The organism is Photorhabdus bodei (assembly GCF_003287735.1).
Classification (GTDB): domain Bacteria; phylum Pseudomonadota; class Gammaproteobacteria; order Enterobacterales; family Enterobacteriaceae; genus Photorhabdus; species Photorhabdus kayaii.
On sequence record NZ_NSCM01000005.1, the window covers coordinates 84,654 to 104,974 of the forward strand.

18 protein-coding genes and 1 other RNA gene are annotated in these 20,321 nt (G+C 40.7%); 6 read left to right on the forward strand and 13 right to left on the reverse strand.

Translation table 11 applies throughout. The features are described from left to right. Positions 1 to 214: 214 nt before the first annotated feature. Entirely contained in the window at positions 215 to 856 is a 642-nt protein-coding gene (gene acrR / locus CKY02_RS05780; RefSeq protein WP_112877946.1) for a multidrug efflux transporter transcriptional repressor AcrR, read from the reverse strand. Positions 857 to 985: 129 nt separating this feature from the next. On the opposite strand from acrR, the gene CKY02_RS05785 reads away from it, so the two are divergent. The 3 genes from CKY02_RS05785 to CKY02_RS05800 all read left to right on the forward strand — a co-directional run bounded on the left by CKY02_RS05785 (position 986) and on the right by CKY02_RS05800 (position 6,611). Continuing rightward, the gene (locus CKY02_RS05785; protein WP_112877945.1) at positions 986 to 2,179 is read left to right on the forward strand and encodes an efflux RND transporter periplasmic adaptor subunit; all 1,194 of its coding nucleotides are present in this window, start codon (positions 986 to 988) and stop codon (positions 2,177 to 2,179) included. Between the two features lie 27 nt (positions 2,180 to 2,206). Continuing rightward, on the forward strand, positions 2,207 to 5,356 hold the full coding sequence (locus tag CKY02_RS05790) for an efflux RND transporter permease subunit (RefSeq protein ID WP_112894562.1): 3,150 nt from the start codon (positions 2,207 to 2,209) through the stop codon (positions 5,354 to 5,356). 1,051 nt (positions 5,357 to 6,407) lie between these two features. Beyond that, complete coding sequence (locus CKY02_RS05800) at positions 6,408 to 6,611, forward strand: HHA domain-containing protein (RefSeq protein ID WP_011147992.1); 204 nt, start codon at positions 6,408 to 6,410, stop codon at positions 6,609 to 6,611. 81 nt (positions 6,612 to 6,692) lie between these two features. On the opposite strand, the gene ffs is transcribed toward CKY02_RS05800, so the two are convergent. Beyond that, positions 6,693 to 6,789: signal recognition particle sRNA small type (gene ffs / locus CKY02_RS05805), an RNA gene on the reverse strand. Positions 6,790 to 6,922: 133 nt separating this feature from the next. Continuing rightward, positions 6,923 to 7,552, reverse strand: a complete 630-nt coding sequence (locus CKY02_RS05810; protein WP_238399016.1) for a YbaY family lipoprotein — start codon at positions 7,550 to 7,552, stop codon at positions 6,923 to 6,925. 192 nt (positions 7,553 to 7,744) lie between these two features. On the opposite strand from CKY02_RS05810, the gene tesB reads away from it, so the two are divergent. Further along, a complete protein-coding gene (tesB, locus tag CKY02_RS05815; protein ID WP_011147994.1) occupies positions 7,745 to 8,608 on the forward strand; it encodes an acyl-CoA thioesterase II in 864 nt (287 codons plus the stop codon). A gap of 72 nt (positions 8,609 to 8,680) precedes the next feature. Here tesB and amtB read toward each other — a convergent pair whose 3' ends face one another. From amtB to CKY02_RS05840, 5 genes are all read right to left on the reverse strand, one after another. Then, a complete protein-coding gene (gene amtB, locus CKY02_RS05820; RefSeq protein WP_112894635.1) occupies positions 8,681 to 9,964 on the reverse strand; it encodes an ammonium transporter AmtB in 1,284 nt (427 codons plus the stop codon). Positions 9,965 to 9,986: 22 nt separating this feature from the next. Next, positions 9,987 to 10,325, reverse strand: coding sequence for a P-II family nitrogen regulator (glnK, locus tag CKY02_RS05825; RefSeq protein WP_049582557.1), 339 nt, complete (start codon positions 10,323 to 10,325; stop codon positions 9,987 to 9,989). A 177-nt stretch (positions 10,326 to 10,502) separates the two neighbouring features. Further along, positions 10,503 to 12,287: a SmdB family multidrug efflux ABC transporter permease/ATP-binding protein gene (locus CKY02_RS05830; RefSeq protein WP_112894563.1), complete on the reverse strand. Its 1,785-nt coding sequence runs from the start codon at positions 12,285 to 12,287 to the stop codon at positions 10,503 to 10,505. 11 nt (positions 12,288 to 12,298) lie between these two features. After that, positions 12,299 to 14,053 (reverse strand): SmdA family multidrug ABC transporter permease/ATP-binding protein, encoded by a 1,755-nt coding sequence (locus CKY02_RS05835; RefSeq protein WP_112894564.1) that lies wholly within the window; start codon positions 14,051 to 14,053, stop codon positions 12,299 to 12,301. A 122-nt stretch (positions 14,054 to 14,175) separates the two neighbouring features. Further along, a complete protein-coding gene (locus CKY02_RS05840; RefSeq protein ID WP_112894565.1) occupies positions 14,176 to 14,637 on the reverse strand; it encodes an Lrp/AsnC family transcriptional regulator in 462 nt (153 codons plus the stop codon). A gap of 127 nt (positions 14,638 to 14,764) precedes the next feature. Between CKY02_RS05840 and CKY02_RS05845 the strand changes: the two genes are divergently transcribed. After that, positions 14,765 to 15,817, forward strand: coding sequence for a PLP-dependent cysteine synthase family protein (locus CKY02_RS05845; RefSeq protein ID WP_112877938.1), 1,053 nt, complete (start codon positions 14,765 to 14,767; stop codon positions 15,815 to 15,817). Positions 15,818 to 15,849: 32 nt separating this feature from the next. Continuing rightward, positions 15,850 to 16,548: a 7-cyano-7-deazaguanine synthase QueC gene (gene queC / locus CKY02_RS05850; RefSeq protein WP_112894566.1), complete on the forward strand. Its 699-nt coding sequence runs from the start codon at positions 15,850 to 15,852 to the stop codon at positions 16,546 to 16,548. A gap of 28 nt (positions 16,549 to 16,576) precedes the next feature. On the opposite strand, the gene CKY02_RS05855 is transcribed toward queC, so the two are convergent. The 5 genes from CKY02_RS05855 to CKY02_RS24365 all read right to left on the reverse strand — a co-directional run bounded on the left by CKY02_RS05855 (position 16,577) and on the right by CKY02_RS24365 (position 20,310). Then, on the reverse strand, positions 16,577 to 16,984 hold the full coding sequence (locus CKY02_RS05855; protein ID WP_112894567.1) for an acyl-CoA thioesterase: 408 nt from the start codon (positions 16,982 to 16,984) through the stop codon (positions 16,577 to 16,579). Positions 16,985 to 17,140: 156 nt separating this feature from the next. Beyond that, on the reverse strand, positions 17,141 to 17,515 hold the full coding sequence (locus CKY02_RS05860; RefSeq protein ID WP_112877935.1) for a ComEA family DNA-binding protein: 375 nt from the start codon (positions 17,513 to 17,515) through the stop codon (positions 17,141 to 17,143). A 152-nt stretch (positions 17,516 to 17,667) separates the two neighbouring features. Then, a complete protein-coding gene (gene ppiD, locus CKY02_RS05865; protein ID WP_112894568.1) occupies positions 17,668 to 19,539 on the reverse strand; it encodes a peptidylprolyl isomerase in 1,872 nt (623 codons plus the stop codon). A gap of 175 nt (positions 19,540 to 19,714) precedes the next feature. After that, positions 19,715 to 19,990, reverse strand: coding sequence for a nucleoid-associated protein HU-beta (hupB, locus tag CKY02_RS05870; RefSeq protein ID WP_112894569.1), 276 nt, complete (start codon positions 19,988 to 19,990; stop codon positions 19,715 to 19,717). 176 nt (positions 19,991 to 20,166) lie between these two features. Then, on the reverse strand, positions 20,167 to 20,310 hold the full coding sequence (locus tag CKY02_RS24365) for a hypothetical protein (RefSeq protein ID WP_162119806.1): 144 nt from the start codon (positions 20,308 to 20,310) through the stop codon (positions 20,167 to 20,169). Positions 20,311 to 20,321 lie beyond the last annotated feature (11 nt).

Genomic DNA, 20,321 nt, shown 5'->3' on the forward strand with positions numbered 1-20,321 from the left:
TACCTTAGGCTACAGCCTGTCTTCAGTCTCTTCCTTAACAAAACCGGCAACAGTATCTGATATTAGAAATAATTTCAGCTTAGTTTCTCAGTCTAATCTCTTATATAACAGCAGATAAACAAAGAGCATAAGATAATGACTTTTTGCCATTAGCCACATTGTTAGCAATTACCAAAATAGAATTCACCTTAATTTTCCTCTATATTCTAGTTCTTCATTTTTCAGTGACTTTCATATGCTCACTATATTTAAGCATATCGATAAAACTATCCACTAACGACTCGGCTTCCTTCTGAATATCAAAACTATCTGGTGCAAATAGCCAATTTTCCAATAAGCCCGTTATCAATCCTCTTAACATGATAGCCGCTCGCCGTAGATGAAGATTATAAGGAAGCTGACCTGACGCAATACAGCCGGAAAGAGATGCTTCAATACGAACATAATCTGCAACACACAGCTCCTGACGGACTTCCACCAAGGCAGACATTTCACCAACAAACTCACATTTGTGGAAAAAAATCTCCATTAATAGCCGGTTTTTCGGATCATCAGTGACCGACGTCAGGATATGGATGATTAAAGTTCTTAAAATCAGGAGTGGATTATTAGGATATTTTGCTTGATACTCTTTCTCTAATTCGTCAATCTTAGAATCTGTTATTTTACAAGCTTCGGAAAACAGGTCTACTTTATTTTTAAAGTGCCAGTAAATTGCCCCTCGGGTTACTCCAGCTGTTGTGGCAATATCTGTCAGTGAAGTAGCCGAGACACCGCGCTCAGAAAACTCTTTTATAGCTGCGTCTATAATCTGTTGCCGGGTCTCCTCAGCCTGTTGTTTAGTTTTTCGTGCCATACACTCTAATTTTAACCTAAAATGGATTTACATACATTCACGTATGTTTGTATTATAGCATGCTGTTGTTAATGGAGTAATGGTTTTACGGATTGAAGGGTCAACATCTAAAAATATTGAGGTTTACTTATGCGAATAAACAGGGGAGTCTTGCCTCTGGCTACAGTACTGGTACTCTCAGGCAGCTTAGCTCTTTCAGGATGTAACGACAAAGACTCTCAGCAAGTTGCTGGGAACCAACAGGCTCCTGAAGTCGGTATCGTGACGCTGAAAACTGAACCTCTGATGGTCACGACGGAACTTCCAGGCCGAACATCAGCCTTCCGCATTGCAGAAGTTCGTCCACAAGTAAGTGGTATAATTCTGAAACGAAATTATAAAGAAGGTAGCGATGTAAAAGCAGGCACTTCTTTATATCAGATAGATCCAGCAACTTACCAAGCTGACTATGACAAAGCTAAAGCTGATTTGGCAAAAGCTCAGGCTAATGCAGAGATCGAACGCTTGACAGTGAACCGATATAAATCACTGTTAGGTACAAACTATGTTAGTCAACAGGAATTTGATAAAGCCAGCGCCGACTATGCACAAGCGAATGCTATAGTACAGGCAGCAAAAGCGGCCGTAGAGACCACCCGTATCAATTTGGCATATACCAAAGTTACAGCACCGATTAGTGGTCGTTCCGGCAAATCTACTATAACTGAAGGTGCTCTAGTTTCTGTTGGTCAACCAACAGCACTGACAACTGTTCAACAACTGGATCCGATTTATGTGGATGTCACTCAGTCAAGTGATGATTATCTGCGTCTTAAAAATGAAATCGCCAAAGGTATTGTGCAGAAAGGGGACAATAAGGCTAAAGTTCACCTGATCATGGAAAATGGTAAAAACTACAGTGAAACAGGTTACTTGGAATTCTCTGATATTACTGTAGATGAAACAACAGGCTCTATCACTATCCGTGCAATATTCCCTAACCCGAATGAAGAGCTGCTTCCAGGTATGTTTGTTCGTGCAAAACTGGAAGAAGGTATTCGCCAGGATTCAATACTGGTTCCTCAGCAAGGAGTTACCCGTACACCTCGTGGTGAAGCTACTGTCATGGTGGTTGGTGCAGACGAAAAAGTCGAACCGCGCATTATCACTGCCAACCAAGCTATTGGTGATAAATGGCTAGTAGCTTCCGGTCTAAAAGCAGGTGATCGGGTCATCGTTACTGGTTTGCAAAAAATTAAACCCGGCATCCCGGTTAAAGCAGAAGAAGTGGACTTAAATGCAAAATCTGCTGCGAACCAAGCTGAACCTGCGAAAAAGTCTTAATTTAGGAGTCATAGGAGTCAGTGATTCATGCCTAAATTTTTTATAGATCGGCCAATCTTTGCATGGGTAATCGCGATTATCACCATGCTGGCTGGCCTGCTGGCAATTATGAAATTACCCGTAGCGCAATACCCTACTATTGCACCACCGGCGATTTCTATCTCTGCAACTTATCCCGGCGCAGATGCCACTACTGTGCAAAACACAGTGACACAGGTTATCGAACAGAACATGAATGGTATCGATAACCTAGTTTATATGTCTTCCAACAGTGATTCTGCTGGAAACATGAATATTACACTAACCTTTGAGGCCGGTACTGATCCCGATATTGCACAGGTACAAGTACAAAACAAGCTACAACTCGCTATGCCTCTGTTACCACAAGAAGTGCAACAGCAAGGTATACGTGTAGATAAGTCCACGGCCTCTTTCTTGATGGTTGCCGGATTCATCTCTGAAGATGGCTCTATGTCACAAGACGATATCTCTGACTATGTTGGTGCAACCGTCAAAGACCCTCTGAGCCGTGTCACTGGTGTGGGTGATACAATGCTTTTTGGTAACCAGTATGCTATGCGTATCTGGTTAAATCCTGACAAGCTCATTAACTACAAAATGACGACTCTGGATATAATAAATGCCATCAAAGCACAAAATAACCAAATAGCCGCCGGTCAATTAGGGGGAACCCCTCCGGTTCCAGGTCAACGCTTGAATGCGTCGATCATTGCTCAAACACGTCTAACCTCACCGGAAGAGTTCAGCAATATTCTTCTGCGTGTCAATACTGACGGTTCTCAGGTCCGTCTGAAAGATGTAGCAAAGGTGGAACTAGGTGCAGAAAGCTACAACATCATTGCCCGCTATAATGGAAAACCTGCTGCGGGTATCGGTGTCAAACTAGCGACAGGCGCTAACGCTTTGGATACATCCAAAGCAGTAAAAGAAGCGCTAAAAAATATGGAACCTTTCTTCCCTCACGGGCTGAAAATCGTCTATCCATATGACACCACACCATTCGTTAAAATCTCTATAAACGAAGTGGTAAAAACACTGGTTGAAGCCATCATGCTGGTGTTCGTGGTAATGTATCTATTTCTCCAAAATTTCCGTGCAACACTCATTCCAACCATTGCGGTTCCAGTCGTACTCTTAGGAACATTTGCAATACTCGCTACATTTGGCTATTCAATAAATACATTAACCATGTTTGCTATGGTTCTCGCCATTGGCTTATTGGTAGATGATGCCATTGTTGTTGTAGAAAACGTTGAACGTGTTATGCAGGAAGAAGGTCTATCGCCGAAAGAAGCAACCAAGAAATCAATGGGACAAATCCAAAGCGCCCTAGTTGGTATTGCAATGGTGCTGTCTGCTGTATTTATCCCAATGGCCTTCTTCGGTGGTTCAACCGGTGCAATTTATCGTCAATTCTCGATCACTATCGTATCTGCAATGGTATTGTCTGTGCTGGTAGCACTAATCCTGACACCAGCTCTATGTGCCACCATGTTGAAACCCATTGCCAAAGGTAGCCACGGTAAGCAGACCGGCGTCTTTGGCTGGTTCAACCGCATATTTGACAAAAGTACCCACCACTATACTGACAGCATTGGTCGTATTCTACGCAATACAGGCCGTTATCTGGTAATTTATGTATTCCTGGTGGCGGGTATGGCCATCATGTTCACACGTTTACCATCCTCTTTTCTTCCCGAAGAAGATCAGGGAGTATTGCTGACAATGGTTCAATTACCTGCGGGGGCGACACAGGAACAAACAGAAAAAGTTCTAGATAAAATAAGCGATTACTTCAATACAGAAGAAAAAGATCGTGTGGTTTCTGTATTTACCGTCAGTGGCTTTGGTTTTAGTGGGCAAGGTCAAAACACTGGGTTGGGATTTATAAGCCTGAAAGACTGGGGTGAACGTCCAGGTGCTGAAAACAAAGTACCTGCTATTGTTGCCAGGGCTAGTGCTCACTTCCAGAAAATCAAAGAAGGTATGGTTTTTGCGTTTAACATCCCGGCAATTGTAGAATTAGGTTCAGCAACTGGCTTTGATTTTGAATTAATTGATAAAGCAAACCTTGGCCATGACAAACTGACAGAAGCCCGTAACCAATTACTTGGCATGATACAACAGCATCCAGATATGCTAGTAGGTGTTCGTCCTAATGGTCAGGAAGATACCCCTCAATATCGGATCAGAATCGATCAGGAAAAAGCTGAAGCTCTCGGTGTTTCCATCGTGGATATCAACTCTACACTCAGCACGATGTTTGGCAGTAATTACGTAAACGACTTTATCGATCGCGGTCGAGTCAAAAAAGTTTACGTTCAGTCGGAAGCTCCTTATCGTATGCTACCAAGTGATATTTACAAGCTGTATGTCCGTAATAAACAGGGTGAAATGGTTCCATTCTCTGCCTTTACAGATACGTCCAAAGAACCCTGGACCTACGGTTCACCACGTCTGGAGCGTTATAACGGTTTACCATCAATGGAAATATTGGGTGAAGCAGCCCCTGGTAAAAGTACCGGTGATGCAATGGCTTTGATGGAAGAATTAGCATCGCAGTTACCAAATGGAATCGGTTTCGACTGGACAGGTATGTCCTATCAGGAACGCCTGTCTGGTAATCAAGCCCCAGCTCTATATGCGTTATCATTGATAGTAGTATTCCTCTGTCTAGCTGCACTGTATGAAAGCTGGTCAATTCCATTCTCAGTTATGCTAGTAGTACCATTAGGTATCGTTGGAGCCTTGTTAGCAACAACATTCCGCGGTTTAGATAACGATGTTTACTTTAAAGTTGGCTTGTTGACCACTATCGGTTTGTCGGCTAAGAACGCGATACTCATCGTTGAATTCGCCAAGGACTTGATGGAAAAAGAGGGCAAGGGGTTGATAGAAGCTACGCTAGATGCGGTAAGAATGCGTCTTCGCCCAATCCTAATGACATCACTAGCATTTATGTTAGGTGTTATCCCCCTAGTACTGAGTAATGGTGCGGGATCCGGCTCTCAAAACGCAGTGGGTACTGGGGTATTAGGCGGAATGATTGCAGCAACCTCGCTAGCCATCTTTTTCGTGCCGGTATTCTTTGTGGTTATAAGACGACGTTTCAGTAAGAAAGCGGAGGAGATTGAACTCGCATCAGAATCTCATTAAATGCTACCAACAATAACCAGAAGGCCGTCAAATCGGCCTTCTTAAATATAATCGTTGCTTACATCTGACAAGATTCTGATCATTAATCTATCCGCTTAATATTTAAGTAATTTCGTTTAAATTTAATTATAATCACCACTTATGAGTATAAAATAGCTTTAAAAATCCAAGCATTAGTAACTTTAATAAAATTAATATGAAAGTTGTCGGACAAAAATTACTTTATCTTTTTTTACACTAAATGACAAAAAACAATACCAGCACATAGTGACTTATGTAATAATGATGTTATATTCATTGATTATTGTAGCCATCAGGCTATAATCTGCCGTTACTGGTATCTGAGGGAAATACTGTTTTATATAAACCTACATATTAACTCACACATACTAGCCGCTATTTATAGTTTATTGAGTTAAGGTATGAATTTTGTTAAGAGCTGATTCTGATTTACTAGAAGCAAATCAGAGCCATCTGTAAAAAAGATAAATAATCCCAAAGAACGATTATAGATACATAATAATAATCTCTCGAAAAAAATTTATAATACGTGTATATGCTTAGTGTTTAACTCGAAAAATTAAGTAATGGCATATACAGCAAGATCAACATGGCATGGATGAATATTCACTCAAGATGACATAATATTGATGAATTAGAATGCTTATGTGAAAATCTAAGGCAAGAAGCACTTCTAGTGCAGAGTACACAGAGATGAGACTGGTTGTGGAAATAGCTTCTACATTTCAGGAGATTTTAAAGCTAAACAAATAGATTGAATACATATCAACTTTCGTTTGGTACTTTAAAATAAAATATTCTGATGATTTCAGTCTTCTCACTTGAATTGATAAATGTATTGATAATACATATACTTATACTTTGTTTGGAAACAAATTAAGATTAGCGTTTCTAAACTTATGGAATGGTAAAAAAACTAATGAACGCTTAACCAGCGTCCTGTTACAGGATTTAAATTGCTCCTTGAGCAAAATTTGATTGAATATTTCCCTCAATAATTTTTTATATATGTTAAATAAGAAAGGCGATTATGACTAAAACTGATTATCTGATGCGTTTAAGAAAATGCACCACGATTGATACACTGGAACGTGTGATTGAAAAGAACAAATATGAACTTTCAGGAGATGAACTTGAACTATTCTACTCTGCTGCGGATCACCGCCTGGCTGAGCTGACCATGAATAAACTGTATGATAGAATTCCACCTTCAGTATGGAAATATGTTCGCTAAAATAGTCTTTATCAGATAGAAAGTGATCCGAGCCGGTAAAGTGCTATCGGCTTATTAGGTTACCAATGAAATTGGCGAGGGCTCTGCCAGCGGCATCCCGGCACACACATCCCCTGCTATGGCTGCTTCCTTCCGGACCTGACCAAGTTAACAAGTTAGCGTTGCGGGAGAACCAACAGAGCCCCCATTGTGACGTGTTGCTTTAACTCTAAAGCGGTGCCATTATCATTCATACCTACTTAAATAGCAAGACAGGCAGACCCGAACGCTGATTTATTGCGCATTGCAAATCAATACAATAAGGAAATGTATTATCTAACGGCTTTCAACGTAATTTCGACATCTTTAGTCTTCCCATTATTAATCACTTCATATGCGGTATCTGTAACAAACATCAAGCGGCTATGCAGCGAAACAGAAGCTCTGACAACAATGCGTGCATTCGGCTTAATTTTGTTTGGCTGATAAGGCAAAACAAAATGGAAAGGTGATTGTTTCCCACCTAAACGCTCTACCTTCTGAGACAGAGTAACTGAAGGTGCATCAGCCAAAGATACATCAGACAACGCTACTGTCAGAACAGCATCTGCTGGCAATGCTATACGCTGTAGTATATTAATATTACCTTCAACAAAAGACCGTTTCATTGGATTTTCAATCTTTCCCACCTGAGCATCTACTACCTCAGCACCTTTGGCATTACACCCAACCAAAGCAACCGCTAGTAATACGCCAGCGGGGAACTGCCATAATTTCATACACATTCCTCCATTATTAACTAATCTATACCCGTCATCTTTCAAGTTACCTCTTTGTTGGCTGCACTCACTCACCCCGGTCACATAGTTATCTATGCTCCCGGGGATTCGCTCCCTTGCCGCCGCGATGCATCTTGAAATCCATAGGGTATATATAAATATTAAAATAAATTGAAGTATCAAATCATTAAATCTAAATCATTTGAATTATAGATTAAAAATTTGAACATAAGACGCCAATAAATCTCACATTCTTTATTGCACTGCTGTTAGGACTTAAAACATTTACAATTTAGTTATTTATTAATCATCTATTAATGAGACAATAATCATCCCTTGTACTCTCGATAACCTAATAGAAAACAAAGGCATATTATGAGCAAGTCATTACAGAATCTGATAAATTTGATGAAATTGGAAAAAATTGAGGAAGGTATTTACCGAGGGCAAAGCGAAGATCTCGGTTTTCCTCAGGTTTTCGGAGGACAAGTGATTGGTCAGGCACTGTATGCTGCCAAACAAACCGTTGTCGATGACCGAATGGGCAACTCTTTCCATAGCTATTTCTTACGCCCCGGTGACAGTCACAAACCTATCGTCTATGATGTTGAGATTTTGCGTGATGGAGGAAGTTTTAGTGCCCGGCGAGTTAGTGCAATTCAGAATGGTAAGCCTATCTTTTATATGACTGCCTCATTTCAAAGTCACGAAGAAAGTTTTGAACACCAAAATATAATGCCGGATGTACCCTATCCAGAAGAACTTATCCCTCAGGATGAAATCGTGAAAAAAATGTCGCATCTACTGCCACAAAAGATGCAGAATACTCTTCTTTTTCCCTGCCCGTTAGAAATGAGACCCGTAAAATATCACAGTCCATTCAATTGTCCACCAGAAGAGCCTATACGCTATGTTTGGTTCCGCAGTAACGGCAATATGCCTGATAATCCTTTTATTCATCAATATCTACTTGGCTATGCCTCCGATTTTAACTTTCTGCCAACAGCATTACAGCCACATGGTGTCGGGTTCCTTGAGAAAAATATTCAGATAGCAACAATTGACCATTCTATGTGGTTCCACCGCCCGTTTAGACTAGACGACTGGCTGCTATATGCTGTAGATAGTCCGTCAGCTTCCGGTGCCCGTGGTTTTGTTCGGGGACAGATTTATAATCGTGAAGGGATACTTGTTGCTTCCACTGTACAGGAAGGTCTGATTAGGAAACGCAATAGATAAATGAATAAGGCAGCAAACTAAGAAACCAACATTACATTTTATGGCCTTATTGCTGCCCTTTTATATTACAACTTAATTATAAGCACTCTCTCCGTGAGAATTAATATCCAACCCTTCCCTTTCAATTTCAACCGTAACCCTCAGCCCTACCAACAGATCTGCTATTTTAAAAGCAATAAAGGCAACAACGACTGACCAAATCACACAAACCAGTATACTAAAAGCCTGAATACCAACTTGTTCCAACATGGTTATACCCTCTGCATAGCCGGTCCCTCCCAAAGATTTAGCCGTAAAAACCCCTGTTAGGAGACAACCTACGATCCCACATACGCCGTGTATGCCGAATACATCACACACATCGTCAACACGTAACCACCGTTTTAAGGCCACCACCCCCCAAAGTCCGGTAAAACCCGCGATCAGACCAATGATTAATGCACCACCAACACCAACCATTCCCGCCGCAGGTGTAATACCAACCAGCCCAGCAATACAGCCTGAACATGCCCCTAAAAGAGACGGTTTATTACGGAAAAACCATTCTGCAAAAACCCATGACAGGATAGCGGCGGCAGTCGCCACAATGGTATTTAAAAATGCCAGAGCAGCTATCTCATTAGCAGCACTAGCAGAACCAGCATTAAAACCAAACCAACCAATATAGAGCACAGCAGTACCAGTGAAGACCATCGGCAAGTTATGTGGTTTAAATGCTTCTTTCCCAAAGCCAGTACGTTTTCCCAGTAAGTAAGCACCAACCAATCCAGCTACAGCAGCATTAATATGAACAACCGTACCACCAGCAAAATCCAATGCTCCATCTTGTGAAAGCACACCCCCACCCCAAACCATATGCGCCATAGGCAGGTAAGAAAATGTCAACCACAGCACACTAAAAACTAACAAAGCCGGAAAGCGAATACGCTCCCCTAACGCACCAATAATCAAAGCAACTGTGATACAAGCGAAAGAGCCCTGAAATGCCACATGAATTAGCTGATAAAAATTGCCACTTAAGTCAGTGAATGCCAAATTTTTTAGCATCACTTGACTAACACCACCGAAAAAACCATTCCCTGGCTCAAAAGCCAAGCTGTAACCGTAAATCACCCATAATACACATACTAAAGCGAAGCTCACCATGACCTGAGCCATTAAAGATAAAACATTTTTATTCCGTAGCAATCCACCATAAAACAGAGCAATTCCTGGAATCGTCATAAACAGAACAAGGACTGTACAAATCATCATAAAAGCATTATCAGCTTTATCAACAACACCTTCCGCTGCCTGAGATAATGATGGTAAGCAACTGGCTACAATACCGGCAGCCACAGAGAATTTTCTTTTCATATCTATCTTCTCTATCAGTGAGTTACAGTGCCGCATCGTTAGTTTCTCCTGTTCTAATACGAATAGCCTGTTGCAATTCGATGACAAAGATTTTACCGTCGCCAACTTTTCCAGTGAAAGCTGATTGCTGAATAGCATGAATTACCTCCTCAACCAATTCATCTGCTACAGCAATATCTATCTTTATTTTAGGTAAAAAATTGACACTATATTCCGCTCCACGATAAAGCTCCGCATGTCCTTTCTGACGCCCAAATCCTTTTACCTCTGTTATGGTCAACCCCTGAACACCAAGACCAGAGAGAACTTCCCGAATATCCTCCAATTTGAATGGTTTTATAATTGTCGTAATGAGCTTCATACATCCCCCTTCCATCCGGCTATTATGTTTTCAATAAGGAAATAGCAAGGGGCGTGCCAGAAATTAAAAACATATAAAAATCAAATAATAAAGAGAGTAAAAATTATGGAGAATTAAGAAGGGAGGAGAGCAGCGAATATACTCTCCCGTGAGTGCACCGAATCAGTGCAAGCTTGATTAAATTAGCACCTCTTTCTCAGCGATTGTGCCACATTCATTTAATGTCTCACCTACTTGTTGCAACTGATACATCTGATAGTAACGTCCACGACTCACAAATAATTGTTGATGGCATCCCTGTTCAACAACTGCACCACGATGCAGCACCAAAATAGTATCAGCCTCCACAATGGTAGACAAACGATGAGCAATCACGATCAATGTTGTTTGTTGACGAATCAATCTCAAAGCCTGTTGTACCGCCTGTTCCGTACCAGAATCAATATTTGCAGTCGCTTCATCAAGGATCAAAATTTGTGGCGTTTGCACTAACACTCTCGCCATAGCAAGCAATTGTTTTTGACCGGCTGACAACGTATTACCCTGCTCTCCCAAGATAGTATGAAGTCCATCAGGCAATGTACGTACTAACCCAGCTAATTGAACAGTTTCCAGTACTTGCCAAACCTTCTCTTCTGAAATATTCCGACCAAGCGTAATATTGTCAAAGAAAGAGCCCACAAGAGCAACCGGGTCCTGCTGGACTATTGCCACACCATTGCGTAATACCGAATGAGACAGAGATGATACAGGCCGGCCATCAAGATAAATTTCCCCTTTCTGCCACGGATAATACCCCATCAGCAAATTTGCCAGCGTACTTTTACCGCTACCGGTATGACCAACCAAAGCAACAAAACCATGAGCCGGAACCTGTAAATTGATGTCTTGTAAAACTACTTTGTCATCCCGATAAGAAAAGCTAACATTTTCTATATCAATTCGACCGATGGACAATGGCTGATTATCCATGCCATAGCCTTGTTGAGGACTATCCATTAATTCAAATATTCTCTCACCAGCAACCACAGCCTGCTGCAAGATAGATTGCTGGGAGGTCAACTCAATGAGTGGTTCATTCAACCGTGCCAAGTAATCGATAAAGGCATACAACACCCCAACACTAATTACGCCGATTCCATTAAAACCAAATAGCATGATAAGGCCACACAGTACCATAGCTGACACAAAATTCAGTAATGGTCGTAATAAAAGCCCGTCTAACCGTAGTACCTGCATTCTTGCTTGATAATGAGCAAGATTAGTTGCCAGCATTCGCTCACCAAAACGGGCCTGCTGCCGGAATTGTTGGATAACACTCATTCCATTGATAATCTCGTTAAAATTATCATTAACGTCAGCTAAATAACTACGTACCTGTCGGATAATTGGTGTACTTAGATACTGATATATCGCCATAACAATTAATACGATAGGAAAAATAAGAATTGCAATCAATGCCATACGCCATTCCAGTACAAACATGGCAATCAACATAGCGCTAATCAATGCTATACCACGGAATACCGTAGGGATCACATTGATATAAAGATCTAGAATAACCTCTGTATCATTCGTTACACGAGAAATTAATTGCCCTACTGGTTGATTATCAAAAGCACTCAAAGGCTGACGCAATGCCGCATTCATTGCATCAGTACGAAGTCGCCGAACAACATCAACTGATATTTGGTTGAACAATAAAGCCTGGAAATAGTGTAATACAGCGGTGATAAGTTGCAGAGCAATAAAGGATACAGCCAAGCCAATAACCAATCCAATGGGCATATTACCTGTTGCAACCATATTATCGATAAAATAACAAATTAGAACTGGACCACTTACCTCCGCAATTGCAGCCACCCACAACATAAGTACCGCCAGCACCAACAGCTTACGATAATCTTTCCCATAAATCAGCAAACGTTTCAGAGACGGCCACAATTGACGAACCTTAGTCATCTCTATCTCCTTCATACGATTCCATCCTCACTATCCAGTGCTGCTTCAATTTGCTGATAATGATACATATCACGATACCATCCTGGTTGCTCCACCAGTTGCTGATGTTGTCCCTGCTGTATAATCGAACCTTGCTGCATCACCAGAATATTATCAGCATCAGTTAATGCAGATAGACGATGGGCACTAATAATAACAGTGCGTTGTTGTCTCCATTGTCTTAGGTTTTGCAAAATACTGTATTCAGTTTGCCCATCAACCGCAGATAAGGCATCATCCAAAATCAAAATCTCTGTATCTAAGAGTAATGCTCTCGCAATAGAGATACGCTGCTTCTGCCCACCAGAAAGCATCACACCACGTTCCCCTACCTCCGTTTGATACCCTTCTGGTAAACGAAGAATATCTTCATGAACACAAGCCAGGCGAGTAACTTCTTCAATTTGCTCCTGTGTAGCATCCGGATGTCCCAAAGCAATATTACTGGCAACAGTATCTGAAAACAGAAAAGGTGTTTGATTGACAACAGCAAAACGAGCCCTCCATTCATCCAACTGGATATCTGCAATTTTTATCGACTGGAAAAGAATTTCTCCCACAGTTACATCAAACTGTCTCTGCATCAGAGCAAGCAGGGTACTCTTACCTGAACCTGTTAGACCACAGATTCCCAGTAACTGCCCAGGAGATAACCTGAAATTAATTTGATTCAGAACACTTTTATTACTTTGAGGATAATTAAAAGATTTAATATCCACATTCAGGATACTGCGCTCAGGTGATAAATGGCGGAGACCATTTTTAATGACAGGAGGTTCTTGTAATAAACTACGGATACGGCTATATGCAGCACCTCCCCGTTCAACAATATTAAACATCCATGCTAGCGCCAACATTGGCCAAATCATCAAACCAAGGTACATTACGAAGCTAGTAAGTTCACCCAGTGTTAATCCCCCATTCAACACCATCCAACTACCGCCCCCGACAGCCAACAAATCTGATATACCGATTGCAATAACAATTGTCGGATCAAATCGGGCATCTACTCTGGCAACATACATATTCTTACGGCTAGCCTCTACTGCAACTTGCTCAAACTGATTTGCTTGTAGATCTTCAAGACCAAATGCCTTGATCATGCGAATACTAGTTAAACTCTCCTGAGCTTGATTATTCAGAGCAGAAAATGCACCTTGTGCCGATTTAAAAAGATGATGTAGTTGATCACCATATCGTTTAATAATAATTGCCATAATAGGCATAGGTAACATAGCCAATAACGTTAACTGCCAACTAATTTGCACACTCATTACAATCAACACAGCGCAGCCCATAACTAGCGAATCAACCAACGTTAACACGCCTTCTCCCGCGGCAAACACCACCCGTTCCACATCATTGGTGGCACGAGCCATCAAATCGCCCGTACGGTGACGCAGATAAAATTCCGGGTTTTGGCAGCTGAATTGTCGGTAAAAATTATTCCGTAATTTAACCGCTAATTGATATGACGCCCCAAACAACCATAATCGCCATATATATCGTAGAATATAGACAAACAACGCTACGACCGACATAACACCAATCCATATCATCAATTGGTAAGATGACATAGATCCAGCACTAACACCATCAACAATGACGCCCACCAAATATGGAGGAACTAGTAGCAGAATAGAAATGATAATAAGCAGGCTTACTGCTCCAAGGTAGCGACGCCATTCACTACGAAAGTACCAACTTAATTGAGAAAATAATATCACACGTGTATATCCCGAAATATAAATTTATATTTAAATATAAACTTAAATATAAATTTAAATAAATAATAAGAACATCGAATCAAACTCAAAATAATTGAATTAATTCTCTGAATAATAGTGGACTAATCTGGTATTGGCAATACCGTAGTATACTTGATTTTTTCCATTGCAAAGTTGGATGTAACATCAATCAACCCCGGGATACCGTTCACCATACGCTTGTAAAAAAGATCATAACTTTTCATATCTACAACTTCAACATGCATCAGATAATCACACTCACCAGCCATACGATAAAAAGCCAAGACTTCTGGCATTTGCTTTATAAATGCAACAAATTGCTCATACCAACCACTGCTATGCTGCTGAGTTCTGATCATAACAATCACTGTCAGCCCTAATCCTAATTTTTCGCTATCAAGCAAAGCAACTTTACCAACGATATAGCCTTCATCTTCAAGTCGTTTTAGTCGTTTCCAACAAGGAGTAGAGGTAAGATTAACAGCTTCCGCCAATACATTCAGAGACAGGCTACAATCTTTCTGTAGTAACTTAAGCAACTTGCGGTCTGTTTTATCCAACATAGCTACCTCTTATAGAAAAATTTTCCATAAAGAAACCACATATTAAGAAAAATAACAATCTATTTCTCCCAGTATCAAGTTAATCTACCCGCTGCCAATTATTTTTAAATTATAGAGTTAATAATTAATGTCACACAGTTGGACCACCAAGGCAATCAGAGAGATTCAAGCAGACCATCAACGCAGCTCTGACACTCATCTTATCCGCCTTAATTTGCCAGTTTTTCCAGGTATCCATTTATATCTAAAAGATGAAAGCACCCATCCAACCGGCAGTCTGAAACATAGGCTTGCTCGTTCTTTATTCCTTTACGCACTTAGTAATGGTTGGATAAAGGAAGGTACCCCGGTTATTGAATCCTCATCGGGTAGCTCTGCTGTATCCGAAGCCTATTTTGCCCGCCTGCTTGGGCTACCTTTTATTGCTGTTATGCCCTCATACACTGCGAAACGTAAAATTCAGGAAATTGAATTTTATGGGGGTAAATGCCATTTTGTTAACCATTCAGCACAAATATATGACGAGTCAGAACGACTAGCGAAAGAACTAAATGGTCATTATATGGATCAATTTACCTACGCCGAACGAGCAACAGACTGGCGAGGTAACAACAATATTGCTGAAAGTATTTTTCGCCAGATGCAAATGGAACCATTTCCTGAACCAGATTATATTGTTATGAGCGCTGGTACTGGGGGAACTTCTGCAACTTTAGGACGCTATATCCGTTACCAAGGGCATAACACTAAACTAATTGTTGTCGATCCAGAAAACTCTATATTTTATGACTATTACCGTCAAAATTGCTGTGATATTCGTGGCAATTATAGCAGCAAGATTGAGGGTATTGGCCGCCCTAGAGCAGAGCCTTCTTTTATTCCCTCAGTCATTGATGACATGATCCAAATACCCGATTGCGCCAGCATTGCAACAATTTACTGGTTGGAAAAATTACTAGGCAGAAAAGTTGGCGCATCTACGGGGACTAATGTCTGGGGAGCGCTTCTGCTTGCTAACCAAATGCATGAGCGTGGAGAACAAGGTGCAATAGTAACTTTACTGTGCGACAGTGGTGAACGTTATCTCGATACTTATTACAATCCAGATTGGGTAAAAAATAACATCGGCGATATCTCACCTTATCTCAAACAACTACCCAATTTCTGTAGTTATAAGTAACATAACCATTTTATTCCAATGAGGATGTTACAATGAGACAAGCTGTTGTTGTATTCAGTGGGGGGCAAGATTCCACTACCTGCCTGATTCAGGCAATTAATCAATATGATGAAGTACATTGTGTCACTTTTGATTATGGTCAACGCCATCGTGCCGAAATTGATGTTGCACGTAATATCAGTCATTCTCTTGGTGCTGTCGCACATAAAGTACTGGATGTCACATTACTTAACGAATTGGCTCTCAGCAGTCTGACTCGTAATAATATTCCTGTTCCCGATTACAATGAAAGTGAAAAAAGCGCCATACCCAGTACATTTGTCCCTGGCCGTAATATCTTATTCCTGACGCTGGCTGCTATATATGCTTACCAAGTTGAAGCCGAAGCAGTCATTACCGGCGTATGCGAAACTGATTTTTCCGGCTACCCTGATTGCCGTGATGAATTTGTCAAGGCACTGAATAAAGCAGTAAGCCTTGGCATTGCCCGTAATATCCGCTTTGAGACGCCATTGATGTGGCTCAACAAAGCTGAAACTTGGGCATTGTCCGACTACTACCAGCATTTAGACTTTGTTCGTAGTCAGACATTGACTTGCTACAACGGTATTCAAGGTAATGGGTGTGGTACATGTGCAGCTTGTCATCTCAGAGCTAACGGATTAGAACAATATCTCAATGCGCCTGAGAAAATTATGACTGAAATGAAAGCAAAAACACATTTAGTTTAATCCAAATGGCAATGAGAGCTTTTTCCTCTCATTGTCCTGTTTTCACCAAAACTCCCATTATTTCACGTAATTCACCTTCAATAGACAAAGCTCTTTGTGTTTTCCTATCAATCCAGACAAACGTAGTTTTAGCATCTGCAATGAGTTGATTATTCCTCTTGCGTATAATTTCTTGAGAAAATACGCCACTTCTGTTTCTCAGCTCCGTCAACCGGCAATCCACCTCTAATTCATCACCAAGAACCGCTGAACTGCGATAATTAATATTAATATTAACCACTGCAAACCCAACATTGTTTTTCTGTATCCATTCCACTACAGAGTGTTTATGCAGCCACTCCCATCGAGCACTTTCTAGAAATTCCAAGTAGCGAGCATTGTTCACATGTTGAAATAAATCTATATGATAACCATGAACTTTTATAACTGAACTCATAATATTGCCTTAATGTTAATGTCACTCGTCTGATCAAGTTGATTTCACAATAGCAAAACAAAAAATTCATACTAATTAAAGTGATTTATTTGCAACCTTGATCACAACATCCTCATTCACAAAATAAATCATGAATAAGGATGAGGGAGAGATATACTAGTAGCTTAACTTATTTCTGTTTCGTTCAACGAAAACTGGCCCTATTCCCTGAACCTCTTGTAATTGTTCCACCGTAGTAAATGCACCATGTTTTTCCCGATATTCAACAATCCCCTGTGCTTTTTTTACTCCAATACCATTCAGTGCTTTTGCTAACTCTTCCGCACTTGCAGTATTAATATTCACCTTTCCTTTTTCCTCTACTTTCAAAGCTTCCTGCTGCTGTAGCTGCTTTTCTGATGAAGAATGGCTGGTAGTACTGACTGTTTTAGCTACTTTGTCTTTTACTTGTTCGGCGGCAATCGCAAATTGTCCGCCACACGCATAAAGCAAGCCAGCAACCAGAACAGATAAAATTCCCGATTTTTTCATATATGAATTCCTCCATGTTTTATTAGCGAGAAAAAGATTGCCACAGATAAATTTGAGCACAATGGACGAAGATCAGATATGCGAAAGGCCGCGAAAGCGGCCTTTATTGACAAGATAATTACAAAGATATTTGCGATACTCTCCGCAAATTTTTATTCGATATGACCTAACTTAATTTTGGCTTTTTCACGCAGACTTATCAGCAAAGATTCCAGCATAGCGTTACCCATTTCACTCTGGTAAACACCCGTCATGCTTTTAATTTGTTCCTCCGATACAACACCTGGAGTCACTTTATCCAGTTGAATCAGCACAACGTCATCCAAACTATTTTTCGTCAAACCATATTCTGCCTGACCTTCTTTTGGCTGTGGTAACGCGAACACTGCATTAACTAACATATTATCTTGAGATGTACGCTGAATAACCTGGGATTCACCAAACTGAATACCTGCATTTTTCAAGGCTTGCTCACCTTTACCTTCCTTTAAGGCGGCCAGTAACTTATCGCTTTCGACTTGAAGTTGTTTTTCAGCTTTCTGACGTTTAACCAGTTCAGTAACCTGTTCTTTAACTTTTTCGAAGGGTTGTACTGTTTCTGGTTTATAATTGTCTACACGCAGAACAAATGCACGATCACCTTCAACGGAGATAACATCAGAGTTAGTTCCTGTTGGCCCCTGCCCATCAACAAGATTGCCTTCAAAAATGGCATGAATAACAGAACTAAAGTTAATCTCTGCCGGCACATGATTACGATCAAACCAATTAGTCGTCACAACCTTAATACCTGAAATTTCCTCAGCAGCAGCTAAAGATTCATTATCGCTGGTAGCAGCATCACTGACTTTCTGTTGCAGAGCATAGAAAGCATCTACTGCTTTTTCCTGCTTAACCGTTTTTTCAATTTCAGAGCGAACTTCAGATAAGGGTTTAATTATTTGAGGTTTAATCTCATCCAAATGGAAAATAGCGAAGCCATTAAGAACCTTAACCAAAGAAGAAATTTGGCCTTTCTCTTTTAAATTAGCTTGTCTCAACTCTTCAGGAAGAGCATCTTCTTCCATCCAGCCGATATCACCGTGATTTTTCGCTGAAAATTTATCGGTGGACTTTTCAGCCGCCAATTTACCAAAATCAGCACCTTTATTTAACTCATCAACTACTGTTTTAGCCTCAGCTTCAGTTGCAAGCTGAATTAAACTGTACTTTTTCTGCTCTGGTTGTGTATAGCGTTTTAAGTTGTGCTCATAGTAAGCATCAATGTCAGCAGACGTAGCCGAAACCTTATTCATTTCATCTACAGCATCCATTTTGATATAGCTGACTTTCACTTCCTCAGGAGCAATAAAGCTGCTCTTATTCAGATTATAGTAATCTTGCAAATCTTTATCTGTTACTTCCTGCTGCGCCTGAATTTTCTTCAGCTCCAGTGTAGCCAAACGGGCGGTTCTCTGTTGCAAAAACAATTCAGCATTGAGTTTCACTTCACTCGGCAAGGCTATTTCACTACCAGAAAAAGCCATAATTAATTGTTGATTAACTAAATTCTGACGTGTTTGTTCAGCAAAAAGATCCGGACTCATATTGGAACGGTTGAGCAACTCCAGATATTTGTTGTTATCAAATTTACCATTTATCTGAAAGTAAGAAGTATTTCGGATAAAATCCTTAACTTGCTCATCACTGGCAGATAAACCTAATTCACGGGAATATTGTTCAATTAATACATTATTAATTAGACGCTCCAAAGCCTGATTACGAATCTGCTTCATGCTTTGTTCGTCACTTGCCAACACAGAGAATTTATCTCCCAATTGATCTTTCAAGGTGTCTCTCTCTTGCTGAAACACCCTCTCCAATTCAACACGACTGATAGTCTGACCATTCACTTCGGCAGCATAACTACCAGCTCCACTTGTCAGGTAGCCCCCAACCCCCGTCAAAACAAAAGACAGGATAATGAGAGCCAGCACGATTTTAAGCACAGGACTGTTTGCCGCCGTGCGTAGGTTGTCCATCATAAAGAGGCAAAACTCCGCTTTGGTGAAATTGAAAATACCATATTACGCTAATTCAAGCGCTAAGAGAAAAAAAGCGCACCAATCAATTGATGCGCTTCTATTTTAACTTACCAAACCTATCTCGTCAGTCTATGTTTGCCAATATAACACGGACTGATAAAAAATATTTGGTTCGTCACCCATTAACAGCTTCTTTCAAACCTTTACCTGGACGGAAAGCAGGTACTTTAGCCGCAGCAATTTTGAGCTCTTTTCCTGTTTGAGGGTTACGGCCTGTACGTGCAGAACGTTCACGAACAGCAAAAGTACCGAACCCCACCAGAGCAACATCATCACCATCCTTCAATGCACCCGTTACAGAAGAAATGAATGCATCTACTACACGCCCCGCAGCTACTTTAGAAATATTAGAGTCAGCAGCAATTTTGTCGATCAGTTGTGATTTATTCACTCTTATCATCCCCATATAGTTTTTACTACCGCATCAGAATCCCAACGGATAACCCGATAGCAGTGCCGTTATATCAATCCTTTCCGATATTGGCAAGAAATCATAAGACAACAAAATATTTATTAAGCAGTTTATCCAAGTTAATAATATAAAAAAGCTGGTAAGCCTGAATTCACTTACCAGCCTATATACCCGTTATCTTTCAAGTTGCCTCTTTGTTGGCTGCACTCACTCACCCCGGTCACATAGTTACCTATGCTCCCGGGGATTCGCTCCCTTGCCGTCGCGATCCATCTTGAAATCCATAGGGTATATTTCATTCATACTTATT